The organism is Arenimonas sp. (genome assembly GCF_035721105.1).
Taxonomy (GTDB): Bacteria; Pseudomonadota; Gammaproteobacteria; order Xanthomonadales; family Xanthomonadaceae; genus Arenimonas.
Window position 1 is genome coordinate 1 of sequence record NZ_DASTNG010000040.1, and the last position, 12,573, is coordinate 12,573.

Genomic DNA, 12,573 nt, shown 5'->3' on the forward strand with positions numbered 1-12,573 from the left:
AGATGGTGATGCCGGGCGACAACGTGAAGATGGTGGTCACCCTGATCGCCCCGATCGCGATGGACGAGGGCCTGCGCTTCGCGATCCGCGAAGGCGGCCGTACCGTCGGCGCCGGCGTGGTTGCCAAGGTCATCAAGTAAGCGTATAGTGCGCGGCTCGGTCGCCCCCAGGGGCGGCCTACATACGAAATGAGGGGCAGGACGCCCCTCGTGTTCGCGGCCAGGACGGTCGAAGCTGTGTAAAACAACCCTTTACAGGGCGGTTTAACACAAGCTATACTTTCTTGCTCGGTGGACCAGACATGGTCCGCCGAGTTTGTTTTCCACGGGAACCAGGGCGCAAAGCCCCTGGTTCCGACGCTCTTTACCGAAACAAGGAATTCGCCATGGCGGACCAGAAGATCCGGATTCGGCTCAAGGCCTACGATCATCGCCTGATTGATCGTTCGGCTTCCGAAATCGTGGAGACGGCCAAGCGGACCGGCGCGCAGGTGCGCGGCCCGATCCCGCTGCCGACCAAGATCGAACGCTACACCGTGCTGGTGTCGCCGCACGTCGACAAGGACGCGCGTGACCAGTACGAGACCCGCACCCACAAGCGTGTGCTGGACATCGTCGACCCCAACGACAAGACCGTTGACGCGCTCATGAAGCTCGAGCTCGCGGCCGGCGTCGACGTCCAGATCAAGCTGACCTGAGGCAAAGACCATGACGACCAAAAACATTGGAATCGTGGGCCGCAAGGCGGGCATGAGCCGCATCTTCACCGACGATGGCCGTTCCATCCCGGTGACCGTGATCGAGGCCAGCCCGAATCGCATCACCCAGATCAAGACCGTCGAGAACGACGGCTACACCGCCGTGCAGGTCACTGCCGGCACCAAGCGCGCCGCGCTGGTCAACAAGCCGCTGTCGGGTCACTACGCCAAGGCGAAGGTGGAGTCGGGCCGCGGTCTGTGGGAGTTCCGCATCGCCGACAAGGACGCGGGCAACTACGAAGTCGGCGCCGAGATCAAGGCTGACATCTTCGCCGTCGGCCAGATGGTCGACGTCGCCGGCGTCACCAAGGGCAAGGGCTTCCAGGGCACGATCAAGCGCTGGAACTTCAAGATGGGCGACGCCACCCACGGTAACTCGCTGTCGCACCGCTCGCCGGGTTCCATCGGCCAGCGCCAGACGCCGGGCCGCGTGTTCCCGGGCAAGAAGATGTCCGGCCACATGGGTGCCGAGAACCAGACCATGCAGAACCTCGAAGTGGTCAAGGTCGACGCCGAGCGCGGCCTGATCGCGGTCAAGGGTTCCGTTCCCGGTGCGCCGGGCGGCGATGTCATCGTCCGTCCGACGAGCAAAGGTTGAGGAGTAAGTAATGGAACTCGCCGTTATTGGAAGCGCCAAGCCGCTGTCGGTCTCCGACGCCGTCTTTGGTCGCGAATTTAGCGAGGATCTGGTGCACCAGGTGGTGGTTGCTTTCCGCAACGCCGGCCGTGCAGGCACCAAGGCCCAGCTGACGCGCTCGGAAGTCTCCGGCACGACCAAGAAGTTCAAGAAGCAGAAGGGCGGCGGTGCCCGCCACGGTGACTACCGCGCCCCGATCTTCATCGGTGGTGGCGTGACGTTCGCCGCCAAGCCGCGCAACTTCGCCCAGAAGGTGAACCGCAAGATGTACCGCGCCGCTGTCTGCGCGATCATCTCGGAGCTCAACCGCCAGGGTCGCCTGAAGGTCGTCGATTCGTTCGACGTGGCCGAGGCCAAGACCAAGGCGCTGGTCGCCAAGTTGAACGAGATGGGCATCGCCCGTCCGCTGATCGTCACCGAGGACGGCTCCGACGCCCTGTTCCTGGCCGCCCGCAACCTGCCGTACGTGCAGGTCCGCGACGTCCAGGGCCTGGACCCGGTCGCCCTGGTCGGTGCCGAGTACGTGATCATGACCGCGGAAGCGGTCAAGAAGGTCGAGGAGTGGCTGGCATGAGCAACATCAAGATCCTCGGCGTGATCCGCGCGCCGCGCGTGTCTGAAAAGACTGCGCGCATCCAGGAGCAGAGCAACCAGTACGTCTTCGAAGTGGCGACGACTGCGACCAAGGCCGACGTCAAGTCCGCCGTTGAGTCGCTGTTCAACGTCAAGGTCGAAGCGGTCAACGTGTTGAACGTGAAGGGCAAGAGCAAGACCTTCCGTTCGCGCGCAGGCCGTCGCGGCGACTGGCGCAAAGCATACGTTCGCCTGGCCGATGGCCAGTCGATCGACGTGATGGCCAAGGCCTGAGGCATTACCCATGGCACTAATGACTTTCAAGCCGACCTCGCCTGGCCGCCGCGCCATGGTGCGCGTCTCCACCGCCGGCCTGCACAAGGGCGGCCCGCTGGAATCGCTGGTCGAAAAGCAGAGCAAGAGCGGCGGCCGTAACAACTACGGTCGCATCACCACCCGCCACATCGGCGGTGGCCACAAGCAGCATTACCGCATGATCGATTTCAAGCGCGACAAGGAGGGCATCCCCGCCCGTGTCGAGCGGATCGAATATGACCCGAACCGCACCGCGCACATCGCGCTGCTGTGCTATGCCGACGGCGAGCGCCGCTACATCATCGCTCCCAAGGGCCTGGCCAACGGCGACCAGGTGATCGCCGGCAAGGACGCGCCGATCAAGACCGGCAACAGCCTGCCGCTGCGCAACATGCCGGTCGGTTCGACCGTGCATTGCGTCGAGATGAAGCCGGGCAAGGGTGCCCAGCTGGCCCGCGCCGCTGGCGCCGGCGCCCAGCTGATCTCCCGCGACGGCGGCTACGCCACCCTGCGCCTCCGCTCCGGCGAGATGCGCAAGGTGCCGGCCGACTGCCGCGCCACCATCGGTGAAGTCGGCAACGTCGAGCACAACCTCGAGAAGCTGGGCAAGGCCGGTGCCAAGCGCTGGCGCGGCGTCAAGCCGACCGTCCGCGGCGCCGCCATGAACCCCGTCGACCATCCGCACGGTGGTGGCGAGGCCAAGGCTGGCCAGGGCAACCCGCACCCGGTGTCCCCGTGGGGCACGCCGGCGAAGGGTTACAAGACGCGCAAGAACAAGCGCACCCAGAAGTTCATCGTGCGCGATCGCAGGGGTTGATAGGCCATGGCACGTTCTCTTAAGAAAGGTCCCTTCATCGACCACCACCTCATCAAGAAGGTGGAGGCCGCCCAGGGCAACAGCAAGAAGCCGATCAAGACTTGGTCGCGTCGTTCCATGGTCTCGCCGGAAATGGTCGGGCTCACCATCGCCATCCACAATGGCAAGGTGCACATCCCGGTCCTGGTGAACGAGAACATGGTGGGTCACAAGCTCGGCGAGTTCGCCCTCACCAGGACCTTCAAGGGTCATGGCGGCGACAAGAAGTCCGGCAAGTAAGGGGTATGACCATGGAATCCAAAGCCATCCTCCGCACCGCCCGGATCTCGCCGCAGAAGGCCCGCCTGGTCGCCGACCAGGTCCGCGGCATGCAGGCCTCCCGCGCCCACGATCTGCTGAAGTTCTCGGACAAGAAAGCCGCCCACCTGATCGGTAAGGTCCTGTGGTCCGCGATCTCGAATGCCGAAAACAACCTCGGCGCTGACATCGACGAGCTCAAGGTCGCCACCATCATGGTCGACGAGGGCCCCGTCCTGAAGCGTTTCATGGCCCGCGCCAAGGGCCGCGGCACCCGCATCCTCAAGCGCACCAGCCACATCACTGTGGTTGTGGGCTCGGGCAAGTAAGGCAGGGACGAAGAATATGGGTCACAAAGTTCATCCGACCGGAATCCGCCTGGGCATCGCCAAGGATTGGAATTCCAAGTGGTTCGCCAACAAGCGCGACTACGCCCAGTACCTCACGTCCGACCTCAAGGTCCGTGCGATGCTGCGCAAGAAGCTCGCCCAGGCCGGCATCTCGAAGATCCTGATCGAGCGCCCGTCGAAGTCCGCCCGCGTCACGATCCACTCCGCCCGCCCGGGCGTGGTGATCGGCAAGCGCGGTGAGGACATCGAGAAGCTGCGCAAGGAAGTCTCGGACATCATGGGCGTCCCGGCGCACATCAATGTCTCCGAGGTGCGCAAGCCCGAGCTCGACGCGCAGCTGGTGGCCGAGTCGATCGCGCAGCAGCTCGAGCGCCGCATCATGTTCCGCCGCGCGATGAAGCGCGCCGTCGGCAACTCGATGCGCCTCGGTGCCCTGGGCATCAAGGTCAACGTCGCCGGCCGCCTGAACGGCGCCGAGATCGCGCGTTCGGAGTGGTACCGCGAGGGCCGCGTGCCCCTGCACACCCTCCGCGCCGACATCGACTACGGCTTCGCCGAAGCCCTCACCACCTACGGCATCATTGGCGTGAAGGTGTGGGTCTACAAGGGCGAGATTTTCGATTTCAGCCAGGTTGGCCAGGAGAAAGTGGAGGAGCGCTCCGAGCGCCCGTCCCGTCCTGCGAAGGAAATGAGGTAAGCCGCCATGCTGCAACCCAAGCGAACCAAGTACCGCAAGGTCTTCAAGTCCCGTAACGACGGCCTGAGCTGGGCCGGCGCCGCCGTCAGCTTCGGCGAGTACGGCCTGAAGGCCACCTCGCACGGCCAGCTGACCGCTCGCCAGATCGAGGCCGCGCGTCGTTCCATCAGCCGTTACGTCAAGCGTGGCGGCAAGATGTGGATCCGCGTGTTCCCCGACAAGCCGATCACGAAGAAGCCGATCGAAGTCCGAATGGGCGCCGGTAAGGGCAACGTCGAGTACTGGGTGGCCCAGATCGCCCCCGGCCGCGTGATCTATGAAATCGAGGGTGTCGACGAAGCCACCGCTCGCGAGGCGTTCCGCCTGGCGGCCGCGAAGCTCTCGGTCACCACCACTTTCGTGACCCGGACGGTGCGCTGATATGGAACTCAAGGAACTGCGTCAAAAGTCGGCGACCGAGCTGAAGACCCACCTGCTGGACCTGCACAAGGAGCAGTTCGCGCTCCGCATGCAGAAGGCCACCGGTCAGCTCAACGCCCCCCACCGAATCAAGCTGGTCCGTCGCGAGATTGCGCAGACGATGACCCTGCTGACCGATAAGAAGTAAGGGCGAGCCATGAGCGATAATGCCAACCAGACGCGCACGGTCGAAGGCCGCGTCGTCAGCAACAAGATGAACAAGTCCGTGACGATCCTCGTGGAGCGCCAGGTCAAGCACGCCCTGTACGGCAAGTACATCCGGCGCTCGACCAAGCTCCACGCCCACGACGAAGAGAACGCCTGCAACGAAGGCGACGTCGTCCGGGTGACCGAGTGCCGTCCGCTGTCGAAGACCAAGAACTGGCGCGTGGTGGAAATCATCACGCGTGCCGTGAAGTAAGGAGGCCAGACATGATCCAGGTACAGAGCTACCTCGAGGCCGCCGACAACTCCGGCGCCAAGGAAATGATGTGCATCAAGGTGCTCGGCGGCTCCAAGCGCCGTTACGCCCACATCGGCGACATCATCAAGGTGACCGTCAAGGACGCCATTCCCCGCGGCAAGGTCAAGAAGGGCGAGGTCTACGACGCCGTCGTCGTCCGCACCCGTTCCGGCGTGCGCCGGGCCGATGGCTCGCTGATCCGTTTCGACGGTAACGCCGCCGTGCTGCTGAACAACAAGCAGGAGCCGATCGGCACCCGCATCTTCGGGCCCGTGACCCGTGAACTTCGCTCCGAGAAGTTCATGAAGATCGTCTCGCTCGCTCCCGAAGTGATCTGAGCGAAGGAACCGACAATGAACCGTATTCGCAAGGGCGACCAGGTGATCATCATCGCCGGCGCCGACAAGGGCAAGAAAGGTGAGGTCGTGCGTGTTGCCGGTGACAAGGTCATCGTGCAGAACGCCAACATCATCAAGCGCCACACCAAGCCGAACCCGCAGGCGAACGTCGCCGGTGGCATCGTCGAGCGTGAAGCGCCGATCCACATCTCCAACGTGATGCTGTTCAACCAGGCCTCGGGCAAGGGTGAGCGCATTGGTTTCAAGGTGCTCGAGAATGGACGCAAAGTGCGTGTGTTCCGCTCGAGCGGTGAGGCGATCGACGCCTAAGGAATGATGTCATGAGCACCCGTCTCGAAAAGATCTACAAGGAAACCGTGGTCCCGCAGCTCATGGAGCAGTTCGGCTACGAGAACATCATGCAGGTTCCCCGCATCTCCAAGATCACGCTGAACATGGGCGTGGGCGAGGCCGTGGGCAACAAGAAGATCCTGGAAAATGCCGTCGCCGACATGACCAAGATCGCCGGCCAGAAGCCGATCACCACCAACGCCCGCGTCTCGGTCGCCAGCTTCAAGATCCGCGACGGCTGGCCTATCGGCTGCAAGGTGACCCTGCGCCGCGCCAAGATGTTCGAGTTCCTCGACCGCCTGATCAACATCTCGCTGCCCCGCGTGCGTGACTTCCGCGGCGTCTCGGGTCGTTCGTTCGACGGCCGCGGCAACTACAACATGGGCATCAAGGAACAGATCATCTTCCCCGAGATCGATTTCGATGCCGTTGACGCGATGCGCGGCATGGACATCGCCATCACCACGACGGCGAAGACCAACGAAGAAGCCAAGGCGCTGCTGCAGGCCTTCAACTTCCCGTTCCGCAACTGATTTCGAGGATATAGATCATGGCCAAGACGTCGATGGTTAACCGCGACATCAAGCGGAAGAAGCTGGTAGCCAAGCACGCGACCAAGCGCAACGCGCTGAAGGAAATCATCAGCAGCGTCACCGCTTCTTTCGAAGAGAAGATGGACGCCGCCACCAAGCTGCAGAAGCTGCCGCGCGACTCGAGCCCGAGCCGCGTGCGCAACCGCTGCGAACTCACCGGCCGCTCGCGCGGCGTGTACAGCAAGTTCGGCCTCGGCCGCAACAAGCTGCGCGAAGCCACCATGCGTGGCGACGTCCCCGGCCTGCGCAAGGCCAGCTGGTAATCGCCGGTCCCCCTCGGGGGACTTGCGGATATCGGTGCTCCTGAAACCTAGAAGGTAATAACAATGAGCATGACTGATCCTATCGCCGACATGCTGGTGCGCATCAAGAATGCGCTCGCCGTCGGCAAGCAGCAGGTTTCCATGCCTGCCTCCAAGATGAAGCTGGCCATCGCCACCGTGCTGAAGTCCGAAGGCTACATCGGCGACTTCCGCGTGAGCGGCGAGGGCGCCAAGGCCAAGCTGGAAGTCTCCCTGAAGTACTACGAAGGCAAGCCGGTGATCGAGCGCCTCGAGCGCGTCTCCCGTTCGGGCCTTCGCCAGTACAAGGGCAAGGACGACCTGCCGAAGGTGCTCGCCGGCCTCGGCGTCGCCATCATCTCCACTTCCCAGGGTCTGATGACCGATCGCCAGGCCCGCGCTGCGGGCGTGGGCGGCGAAGTCATCTGCCTCGTGGCCTAAGGAGAACGCACCCATGTCCCGCGTTGCCAAGAAGCCGATCCAGATGCCCAAGGGCGTCGATTTCAACGCCACCGCCGACCAGGTCACGGTCAAGGGCCCGAAGGGCACCCTGAGCCTGGCCAAGCCGGCCGGCGTCGAGTTCAAGCTCGACAATGGCGTCCTGCAGCTGTCCGCAGTCAATGCCGAGAACATCCCCATGGCCGGCACCGCCCGCGCCATCCTGGCCAACATGATCCAGGGCGTGGCCGAAGGCTTCACCCGCAAGCTCGAGCTGGTCGGCGTCGGTTACCGCGCCGCCATGCAGGGCAAGGACCTGAACCTGAGCCTGGGCTTCTCGCACCCGACTGTTTACGTGGCGCCCGAGGGCATCACGCTGTCGACCCCGACCCAGACCGAGATCCTGGTCTCCGGTGCCGACAAGCAGCAGGTGGGCGAAGTTGCCGCCAAGATCCGTGCGTACCGCAAGCCGGAGCCCTACAAGGGCAAGGGCATCCGTTACTCCGGCGAGAAGATCATCATGAAGGAAGCCAAGAAGGCCTAATGGGCGCTTCCGCTTCCTCGAGGTAAGAAACCATGGACAAGAACATCGCCCGCCTGCGTCGCGCCAAGACCACGCGTTCGCACATCCGCAAGCTCGGCGTCGCCCGCCTGTCGGTGCTGCGCTCGGGTCAGCACATCTACGCCCAGCTCTTCACCTCCGACGGCTCCAAGGTGCTGGCTTCGGCCTCCACCGTGCAGGCCGAAATCAAGGATGGCCTGAAGGGTTGCAAGAACATGGAAGCCGCCGCCAAGGTCGGCCGCACCATCGCCGCCAAGGCGCTGGCTGCTGGCATCGACAAGGTCGCCTTCGATCGTTCTGGCTACCGCTACCATGGCCGTATCAAGGCCCTGGCCGACGCCGCCCGCGAGGGTGGCCTGCAGTTCTAAGCCCGGCCATCGCGGCAGGGCTTGTGTTTCCAGTACCAACCACAACCATAAGCGGCCATAGGCCGTAAGCAAACCCAGGAATCCATCCAAATGGCTAGCAACGAGCGCGATCGCAATCGCGGGGAAAGCGACGACGGCTTCATCGAGAAGCTGGTCGCCGTCAACCGCGTCTCCAAGACCGTCAAGGGCGGTCGTCAGTTCACCTTCACCGCGCTGACCGTGGTCGGCGACGGTGCCGGCAAGGTCGGCTTCGGCTACGGCAAGGCGCGCGAAGTGCCGGTCGCCATCCAGAAGTCGATGGAATACGCCCGCAAGGCGATGGTCCAGGTCGATCTCAACGAGGGCACCCTGTGGCACCCGGTCAAGGCCGGCCACGGCGCCGCCCGCGTCTACATGCAGCCCGCCTCGGAAGGTACCGGCGTGATCGCCGGCGGCGCCATGCGCGCCGTGCTCGAAGCGGTCGGCGTCAAGAACGTGCTGGCCAAGGCCGTCGGCTCGCGCAACCCGATCAACCTGGTCCGTGCCACCGTCAAGGGCCTGACCGAGACCACCTCGCCGGCGCGCATCGCCGCCAAGCGTGGCAAGAAGCTCGAGGAGATCCTCAATGGCTGACAAGACCGTCAAGGTTCGCCTGGTGAAGGGCCTTCGTGGCTGCCAGGCCCGCCACCGCCTTTCCGTGAAGGCCCTGGGCCTGAACAAGCTCAATGATGTCCGCGAGCTCAAGGACTCCCCGTCCGTGCGCGGCCTGATCAACCAGGTGCATTACCTGGTTCGCGTCGAGTCCTGAGCGAGCCAAGGAGAACCCATATGAAGCTCAATACTCTCAAGCCCGCCGACGGCGCCCGCAAGGATCGCGTCCGCGTTGGTCGCGGCATCGGCTCCGGCCTCGGCAAGACCGCGGGTCGCGGCCACAAGGGCTCGTTCGCGCGCGCCGGCAAGGGCAAGATCAAGGCCGGCTTCGAAGGCGGCCAGATGCCCATCTACAAGCGCCTCCCGAAGGTCGGCTTCCGCTCCAAGCTGAAGAACGACACCGCCGAAGTGCTGCTGTACCAGCTCGACAAGCTCGAGGCCGGCGAGATCGATTTCGCCGCCCTGCGCGCCGCCAAGCTGGTGCCGGCCAACGCCAAGCAGGCGAAGGTCGTCAAGAAGGGCGAACTGACCAAGAAGTTCGTGCTCAAGGGCCTGCTCGCGACGGCCGGTGCCAAGGCCGCCGTTGAAGCGGCCGGCGGCAGCGTGACGGAGTAAGGCCTTGACGCAGTCCACTTCCGCAGCAAGCGCCCTGGGAGGGCTCGGTAAGTTCACCGAGCTCCGCCAGCGCCTGGTCTTCGTGATCCTGGCCCTGGTCGTCTACCGCGTCGGCAGCTACATCCCGGTGCCGGGCATCGATCCCCAGGCCATGCTGCGGTTGATGGAGGCCCAGCAGGGCACCATCGTCGACATGTTCAACATGTTCTCCGGTGGCGCCCTGAACCGCTTCAGCCTGTTCGCGCTGAACGTGGTTCCCTACATCTCCGCTTCCATCATCGTGCAGCTCATGGGCCAGATCTACGAGCCCTGGAAGGCGATGAAGAAGGAAGGCGAGAGCGGTCGGCGCAAGCTGACCCAGTATTCCCGCATCGGTGCGGTCGTCCTGGCCGTCGTCCAGGCCGGCTCGATCGCCAGCATGCTGCAGCAGCAGCCGGGCGTGGTGTATGCGCCGGGCCCCGGCTTCATCCTGACCGCCATCGTGGCCCTGACCGCCGGCACCATCTTCCTGATGTGGCTGGGCGAGCAGATCACCGAGCGCGGCATCGGCAACGGCATCTCGCTGATCATCTTCGCCGGCATCGTCGCCAGCCTTCCCAGCGCGGTCTTCTCGACCCTGCAGCAGGCCGGTAGCGGCGAGCTGAGCTGGTTCGCCGTCATGGCGATCCTTGCCCTGGTCATCGGCGTGACTTACTTCGTGGTGTTCATGGAGCGCGGCCAGCGCCGCATCACCGTGAACTACGCCCGCCGGCAGGGTGGCCGCCAGGCCTACATGAACCAGAACTCGCACCTGCCGCTGAAGCTCAACATGGCGGGCGTGATCCCGGCGATCTTTGCCTCCAGCCTGATCATGTTCCCGGCGACCATGGTTCAGTGGTTCGGCCAGGCCGGTGAGCCGACCGGCGTCGCCTGGCGCGACAACCTCAATGTCTGGCTGCAGGACCTGAGCCAGGCCCTGGCGCCGAGCGAACCGCTGCACATGCTGCTCTACGGCGGCCTGATCGTGGGCTTCGCCTTCTTCTACACCGCCCTGGTCTTCAATTCCCAGGAAACCGCGGACAACCTGAAGAAGTCGGGCGCCCTGGTCCCGGGCATCCGTCCGGGCAAGGCCACCGCCGACTACATCGACGGCGTGCTGACCCGCCTGACCCTGATCGGCGCCCTGTACCTGGTGCTGGTCTGCCTGCTGCCCGAAGTCATCCGTGCCTTCTGGTCGGTCCCGTTCTATTTCGGCGGCACGTCGCTGCTGATCGTTGTCGTGGTGGTGATGGATTTCACCGCCCAGATCCAGGCCCACCTGATGTCCCATCAGTACGAAAGCCTGATGAAGAAAGCGAATCTGAAAGGTGGCGGCCGGGGCCTGACCCGCGGCTGACACCAACGATGGGCGGTCCGCGCGGCGGCTTGGCGCGCGGATAAGCCGGAACTGGTTCCTGCGCTGGAGTAGCGCGGGGCGCCCGACCCCAGGAAGGGGGAGGGCAGGTTCCAGCTTGTCGCCGGAGCATGGGCACACTCCCCATGCCGGGTTTCCCGGGTCCTTGGACCCGGGGGGCTACAATTAAACCCCAAGCCCTGTTATAATTCGTGATTCACTGCGCTCAATTTTAAGTTGGAGAACGCCTGATGGCGCGCATTGCGGGTGTCAACCTGCCTGTCCAGAAGCATGTCTGGGTGGGCCTGCAGAGTATCTTTGGCATCGGCCGTACCCGGTCGAAGCTTGTTTGTGACGCGGCTGGCGTGGCCCAGGCCACCAAGATCCGCGACCTGTCCGAGCCGGAAATCGAGCGCATCCGCGCCGAGGTGGCCAAGTACATCGTCGAGGGCGACCTCCGTCGCGAAGTCGGCATGTCGATCAAGCGTCTGATGGACCTGGGCTGCTACCGCGGCCTGCGTCATCGTCGCGGCCTCCCGATGCGCGGTCAGCGTACCCGGACCAACGCCCGTACCCGCAAGGGTCCGCGCAAAGCCATCAAGAAGTAAGGGCAGCCAATGAACAAGCCGGCAGTCAAGACCAAGAAGAAGATCAAGCGAGTCGTCACCGACGGCATCGCCCACGTCCAAGCTTCTTTCAACAACACCATCGTCACCATCACCGATCGCCAGGGCAATGCGCTGTCGTGGGCCACTTCGGGCGGCGCGGGTTTCCGCGGTTCCCGCAAGTCGACCCCGTTCGCCGCCCAGGTGGCCGCCGAGAAGGCCGGCAAGGCCGCCCTCGACTACGGTGTGAAGACCCTGGAAGTCCGTATCAAGGGCCCTGGCCCGGGCCGCGAGTCGGCCGTGCGTTCGCTGAACGCCGTCGGGTACAAGATCACCAACATCATCGACGTCACCCCGATCCCGCACAACGGGTGCCGGCCGCCGAAGAAGCGCCGCGTCTAACGGGAACTGGAGACTATATAAATGGCTCGTTACATTGGTCCCACCTGTAAGCTCGCCCGCCGCGAAGGCGCCGACCTCAGCCTGAAGTCGCCCGCTCGCGCGATCGACTCCAAGTGCAAGCTCGAACAGAAGCCCGGCCAGCACGGCCCGGTTGCCCGCAAGGGCAAGCTGTCCGACTACGCCACCCAGCTTCGCGAGAAGCAGAAGGTCAAGCGCATCTACGGCCTGCTGGAGCGTCAGTTCCGCTCGTACTACACCAAGGCCGCCCGCAAGAAGGGCAACACCGGCGAGACCCTGCTGCAGATGCTCGAGCAGCGCCTCGACAACGTCGTCTACCGCATGGGCTTCGCCGTCACCCGTCCGCAGGCCCGCCAGCTGGTGTCCCACAAGGGCGTGCTGGTCAACGGCAAGCCGGTGAACCTGCCGTCCTACCAGGTCAAGGCCGGCGACGCCGTCACCCTGACCGAGAAGGCGCAGAAGCACCTGAACGTCCAGGAAGCCGTGAACCTGTCCCAGCAGATGGACCTGGTCCCGAGCTGGTGCGAAGTCGACGCGAAGAAGTTCGCCGGCGTCTTCAAGGCCGTCCCGGATCGTGCCGACCTGCCCTCGGATATCAATGAAGCGCTAATCGTCGAGTTGTACTCGAAGTAATC

The 12,573-nt window shown here is 64.2% G+C and carries 25 protein-coding genes and 1 pseudogene; all 26 read left to right on the forward strand.

Annotated elements, in window-relative coordinates:
• Positions 1-140, forward strand: a pseudogene (locus VFQ84_RS05320) (elongation factor Tu); the annotation flags it as partial.
• A 245-nt stretch (positions 141-385) separates the two neighbouring features.
• Positions 386-697 carry a 30S ribosomal protein S10 gene (gene rpsJ, locus VFQ84_RS05325; RefSeq protein ID WP_022968186.1) on the forward strand — a complete coding sequence of 104 codons (312 nt, stop codon included), beginning with the start codon at positions 386-388 and terminating at the stop codon, positions 695-697.
• Between the two features lie 10 nt (positions 698-707).
• Positions 708-1,355 carry a 50S ribosomal protein L3 gene (rplC, locus tag VFQ84_RS05330; protein ID WP_325129975.1) on the forward strand — a complete coding sequence of 216 codons (648 nt, stop codon included), beginning with the start codon at positions 708-710 and terminating at the stop codon, positions 1,353-1,355.
• A gap of 10 nt (positions 1,356-1,365) precedes the next feature.
• Positions 1,366-1,968 carry a 50S ribosomal protein L4 gene (rplD, locus tag VFQ84_RS05335; RefSeq protein WP_325129977.1) on the forward strand — a complete coding sequence of 201 codons (603 nt, stop codon included), beginning with the start codon at positions 1,366-1,368 and terminating at the stop codon, positions 1,966-1,968.
• A complete protein-coding gene (gene rplW / locus VFQ84_RS05340) occupies positions 1,965-2,261 on the forward strand; it encodes a 50S ribosomal protein L23 (protein ID WP_034213340.1) in 297 nt (98 codons plus the stop codon). Before rplD ends, rplW begins: the two co-directional genes overlap by 4 nt.
• Before the next feature lie 10 nt (positions 2,262-2,271).
• Positions 2,272-3,099: a 50S ribosomal protein L2 gene (gene rplB, locus VFQ84_RS05345; protein WP_325129982.1), complete on the forward strand. Its 828-nt coding sequence runs from the start codon at positions 2,272-2,274 to the stop codon at positions 3,097-3,099.
• Between the two features lie 6 nt (positions 3,100-3,105).
• On the forward strand, positions 3,106-3,378 hold the full coding sequence (gene rpsS, locus VFQ84_RS05350) for a 30S ribosomal protein S19 (RefSeq protein WP_325129984.1): 273 nt from the start codon (positions 3,106-3,108) through the stop codon (positions 3,376-3,378).
• A gap of 11 nt (positions 3,379-3,389) precedes the next feature.
• Entirely contained in the window at positions 3,390-3,725 is a 336-nt protein-coding gene (rplV, locus tag VFQ84_RS05355) for a 50S ribosomal protein L22 (RefSeq protein ID WP_034213338.1), read from the forward strand.
• A 16-nt stretch (positions 3,726-3,741) separates the two neighbouring features.
• A complete protein-coding gene (gene rpsC, locus VFQ84_RS05360) occupies positions 3,742-4,443 on the forward strand; it encodes a 30S ribosomal protein S3 (protein WP_325129987.1) in 702 nt (233 codons plus the stop codon).
• A 6-nt stretch (positions 4,444-4,449) separates the two neighbouring features.
• On the forward strand, positions 4,450-4,863 hold the full coding sequence (rplP, locus tag VFQ84_RS05365) for a 50S ribosomal protein L16 (RefSeq protein ID WP_034213302.1): 414 nt from the start codon (positions 4,450-4,452) through the stop codon (positions 4,861-4,863).
• Position 4,864: 1 nt separating this feature from the next.
• Complete coding sequence (gene rpmC / locus VFQ84_RS05370) at positions 4,865-5,050, forward strand: 50S ribosomal protein L29 (protein WP_325129991.1); 186 nt, start codon at positions 4,865-4,867, stop codon at positions 5,048-5,050.
• 9 nt (positions 5,051-5,059) lie between these two features.
• Entirely contained in the window at positions 5,060-5,323 is a 264-nt protein-coding gene (rpsQ, locus tag VFQ84_RS05375; RefSeq protein ID WP_325129993.1) for a 30S ribosomal protein S17, read from the forward strand.
• 11 nt (positions 5,324-5,334) lie between these two features.
• Complete coding sequence (gene rplN, locus VFQ84_RS05380; protein WP_034213292.1) at positions 5,335-5,703, forward strand: 50S ribosomal protein L14; 369 nt, start codon at positions 5,335-5,337, stop codon at positions 5,701-5,703.
• Positions 5,704-5,718: 15 nt separating this feature from the next.
• Positions 5,719-6,033, forward strand: coding sequence for a 50S ribosomal protein L24 (gene rplX / locus VFQ84_RS05385; RefSeq protein ID WP_034213288.1), 315 nt, complete (start codon positions 5,719-5,721; stop codon positions 6,031-6,033).
• Positions 6,034-6,044: 11 nt separating this feature from the next.
• Positions 6,045-6,587 carry a 50S ribosomal protein L5 gene (gene rplE / locus VFQ84_RS05390; protein WP_325129997.1) on the forward strand — a complete coding sequence of 181 codons (543 nt, stop codon included), beginning with the start codon at positions 6,045-6,047 and terminating at the stop codon, positions 6,585-6,587.
• Between the two features lie 17 nt (positions 6,588-6,604).
• Complete coding sequence (rpsN, locus tag VFQ84_RS05395) at positions 6,605-6,910, forward strand: 30S ribosomal protein S14 (RefSeq protein WP_325129999.1); 306 nt, start codon at positions 6,605-6,607, stop codon at positions 6,908-6,910.
• A gap of 63 nt (positions 6,911-6,973) precedes the next feature.
• Entirely contained in the window at positions 6,974-7,369 is a 396-nt protein-coding gene (gene rpsH, locus VFQ84_RS05400; protein ID WP_325130001.1) for a 30S ribosomal protein S8, read from the forward strand.
• Between the two features lie 13 nt (positions 7,370-7,382).
• Positions 7,383-7,910, forward strand: a complete 528-nt coding sequence (gene rplF / locus VFQ84_RS05405) for a 50S ribosomal protein L6 (RefSeq protein ID WP_325130003.1) — start codon at positions 7,383-7,385, stop codon at positions 7,908-7,910.
• A 32-nt stretch (positions 7,911-7,942) separates the two neighbouring features.
• Positions 7,943-8,296, forward strand: a complete 354-nt coding sequence (gene rplR, locus VFQ84_RS05410; protein WP_325130005.1) for a 50S ribosomal protein L18 — start codon at positions 7,943-7,945, stop codon at positions 8,294-8,296.
• 90 nt (positions 8,297-8,386) lie between these two features.
• The gene (gene rpsE / locus VFQ84_RS05415) at positions 8,387-8,908 is read left to right on the forward strand and encodes a 30S ribosomal protein S5 (RefSeq protein WP_325130007.1); all 522 of its coding nucleotides are present in this window, start codon (positions 8,387-8,389) and stop codon (positions 8,906-8,908) included.
• Entirely contained in the window at positions 8,901-9,083 is a 183-nt protein-coding gene (gene rpmD / locus VFQ84_RS05420; RefSeq protein WP_325130009.1) for a 50S ribosomal protein L30, read from the forward strand. Before rpsE ends, rpmD begins: the two co-directional genes overlap by 8 nt.
• Positions 9,084-9,103: 20 nt before the next feature.
• Entirely contained in the window at positions 9,104-9,541 is a 438-nt protein-coding gene (rplO, locus tag VFQ84_RS05425; protein WP_325130011.1) for a 50S ribosomal protein L15, read from the forward strand.
• Between the two features lie 4 nt (positions 9,542-9,545).
• A complete protein-coding gene (gene secY / locus VFQ84_RS05430; RefSeq protein ID WP_325130013.1) occupies positions 9,546-10,916 on the forward strand; it encodes a preprotein translocase subunit SecY in 1,371 nt (456 codons plus the stop codon).
• 248 nt (positions 10,917-11,164) lie between these two features.
• Complete coding sequence (gene rpsM / locus VFQ84_RS05435) at positions 11,165-11,521, forward strand: 30S ribosomal protein S13 (RefSeq protein ID WP_034213264.1); 357 nt, start codon at positions 11,165-11,167, stop codon at positions 11,519-11,521.
• Positions 11,522-11,530: 9 nt separating this feature from the next.
• On the forward strand, positions 11,531-11,920 hold the full coding sequence (gene rpsK, locus VFQ84_RS05440) for a 30S ribosomal protein S11 (RefSeq protein WP_034213261.1): 390 nt from the start codon (positions 11,531-11,533) through the stop codon (positions 11,918-11,920).
• 21 nt (positions 11,921-11,941) lie between these two features.
• Entirely contained in the window at positions 11,942-12,571 is a 630-nt protein-coding gene (gene rpsD, locus VFQ84_RS05445; RefSeq protein WP_290886151.1) for a 30S ribosomal protein S4, read from the forward strand.
• The last annotated feature ends 2 nt before the right edge of the window (positions 12,572-12,573 follow it).

Coding starts and splice junctions, on each gene's coding strand:
- rpsD (WP_290886151.1), top strand. CDS start 11,942: ATGGCTCGTTACATTGGTCCCACCTGTAAGCTCGCCCGCCGCGAAGGC.
- rpsQ (WP_325129993.1), top strand. CDS start 5,060: ATGAGCGATAATGCCAACCAGACGCGCACGGTCGAAGGCCGCGTCGTC.
- rplD (WP_325129977.1), top strand. CDS start 1,366: ATGGAACTCGCCGTTATTGGAAGCGCCAAGCCGCTGTCGGTCTCCGAC.
- rpsJ (WP_022968186.1), top strand. CDS start 386: ATGGCGGACCAGAAGATCCGGATTCGGCTCAAGGCCTACGATCATCGC.
- rpmC (WP_325129991.1), top strand. CDS start 4,865: ATGGAACTCAAGGAACTGCGTCAAAAGTCGGCGACCGAGCTGAAGACC.
- rplP (WP_034213302.1), top strand. CDS start 4,450: ATGCTGCAACCCAAGCGAACCAAGTACCGCAAGGTCTTCAAGTCCCGT.
- rpsE (WP_325130007.1), top strand. CDS start 8,387: ATGGCTAGCAACGAGCGCGATCGCAATCGCGGGGAAAGCGACGACGGC.
- rplC (WP_325129975.1), top strand. CDS start 708: ATGACGACCAAAAACATTGGAATCGTGGGCCGCAAGGCGGGCATGAGC.
- rplO (WP_325130011.1), top strand. CDS start 9,104: ATGAAGCTCAATACTCTCAAGCCCGCCGACGGCGCCCGCAAGGATCGC.
- rpsM (WP_034213264.1), top strand. CDS start 11,165: ATGGCGCGCATTGCGGGTGTCAACCTGCCTGTCCAGAAGCATGTCTGG.
- rplN (WP_034213292.1), top strand. CDS start 5,335: ATGATCCAGGTACAGAGCTACCTCGAGGCCGCCGACAACTCCGGCGCC.
- rplW (WP_034213340.1), top strand. CDS start 1,965: ATGAGCAACATCAAGATCCTCGGCGTGATCCGCGCGCCGCGCGTGTCT.
- rplE (WP_325129997.1), top strand. CDS start 6,045: ATGAGCACCCGTCTCGAAAAGATCTACAAGGAAACCGTGGTCCCGCAG.
- rplX (WP_034213288.1), top strand. CDS start 5,719: ATGAACCGTATTCGCAAGGGCGACCAGGTGATCATCATCGCCGGCGCC.
- rplR (WP_325130005.1), top strand. CDS start 7,943: ATGGACAAGAACATCGCCCGCCTGCGTCGCGCCAAGACCACGCGTTCG.
- rpsC (WP_325129987.1), top strand. CDS start 3,742: ATGGGTCACAAAGTTCATCCGACCGGAATCCGCCTGGGCATCGCCAAG.
- rplF (WP_325130003.1), top strand. CDS start 7,383: ATGTCCCGCGTTGCCAAGAAGCCGATCCAGATGCCCAAGGGCGTCGAT.
- rpsS (WP_325129984.1), top strand. CDS start 3,106: ATGGCACGTTCTCTTAAGAAAGGTCCCTTCATCGACCACCACCTCATC.
- rpsN (WP_325129999.1), top strand. CDS start 6,605: ATGGCCAAGACGTCGATGGTTAACCGCGACATCAAGCGGAAGAAGCTG.
- rpsH (WP_325130001.1), top strand. CDS start 6,974: ATGAGCATGACTGATCCTATCGCCGACATGCTGGTGCGCATCAAGAAT.
- rpsK (WP_034213261.1), top strand. CDS start 11,531: ATGAACAAGCCGGCAGTCAAGACCAAGAAGAAGATCAAGCGAGTCGTC.
- rplV (WP_034213338.1), top strand. CDS start 3,390: ATGGAATCCAAAGCCATCCTCCGCACCGCCCGGATCTCGCCGCAGAAG.
- rplB (WP_325129982.1), top strand. CDS start 2,272: ATGGCACTAATGACTTTCAAGCCGACCTCGCCTGGCCGCCGCGCCATG.
- rpmD (WP_325130009.1), top strand. CDS start 8,901: ATGGCTGACAAGACCGTCAAGGTTCGCCTGGTGAAGGGCCTTCGTGGC.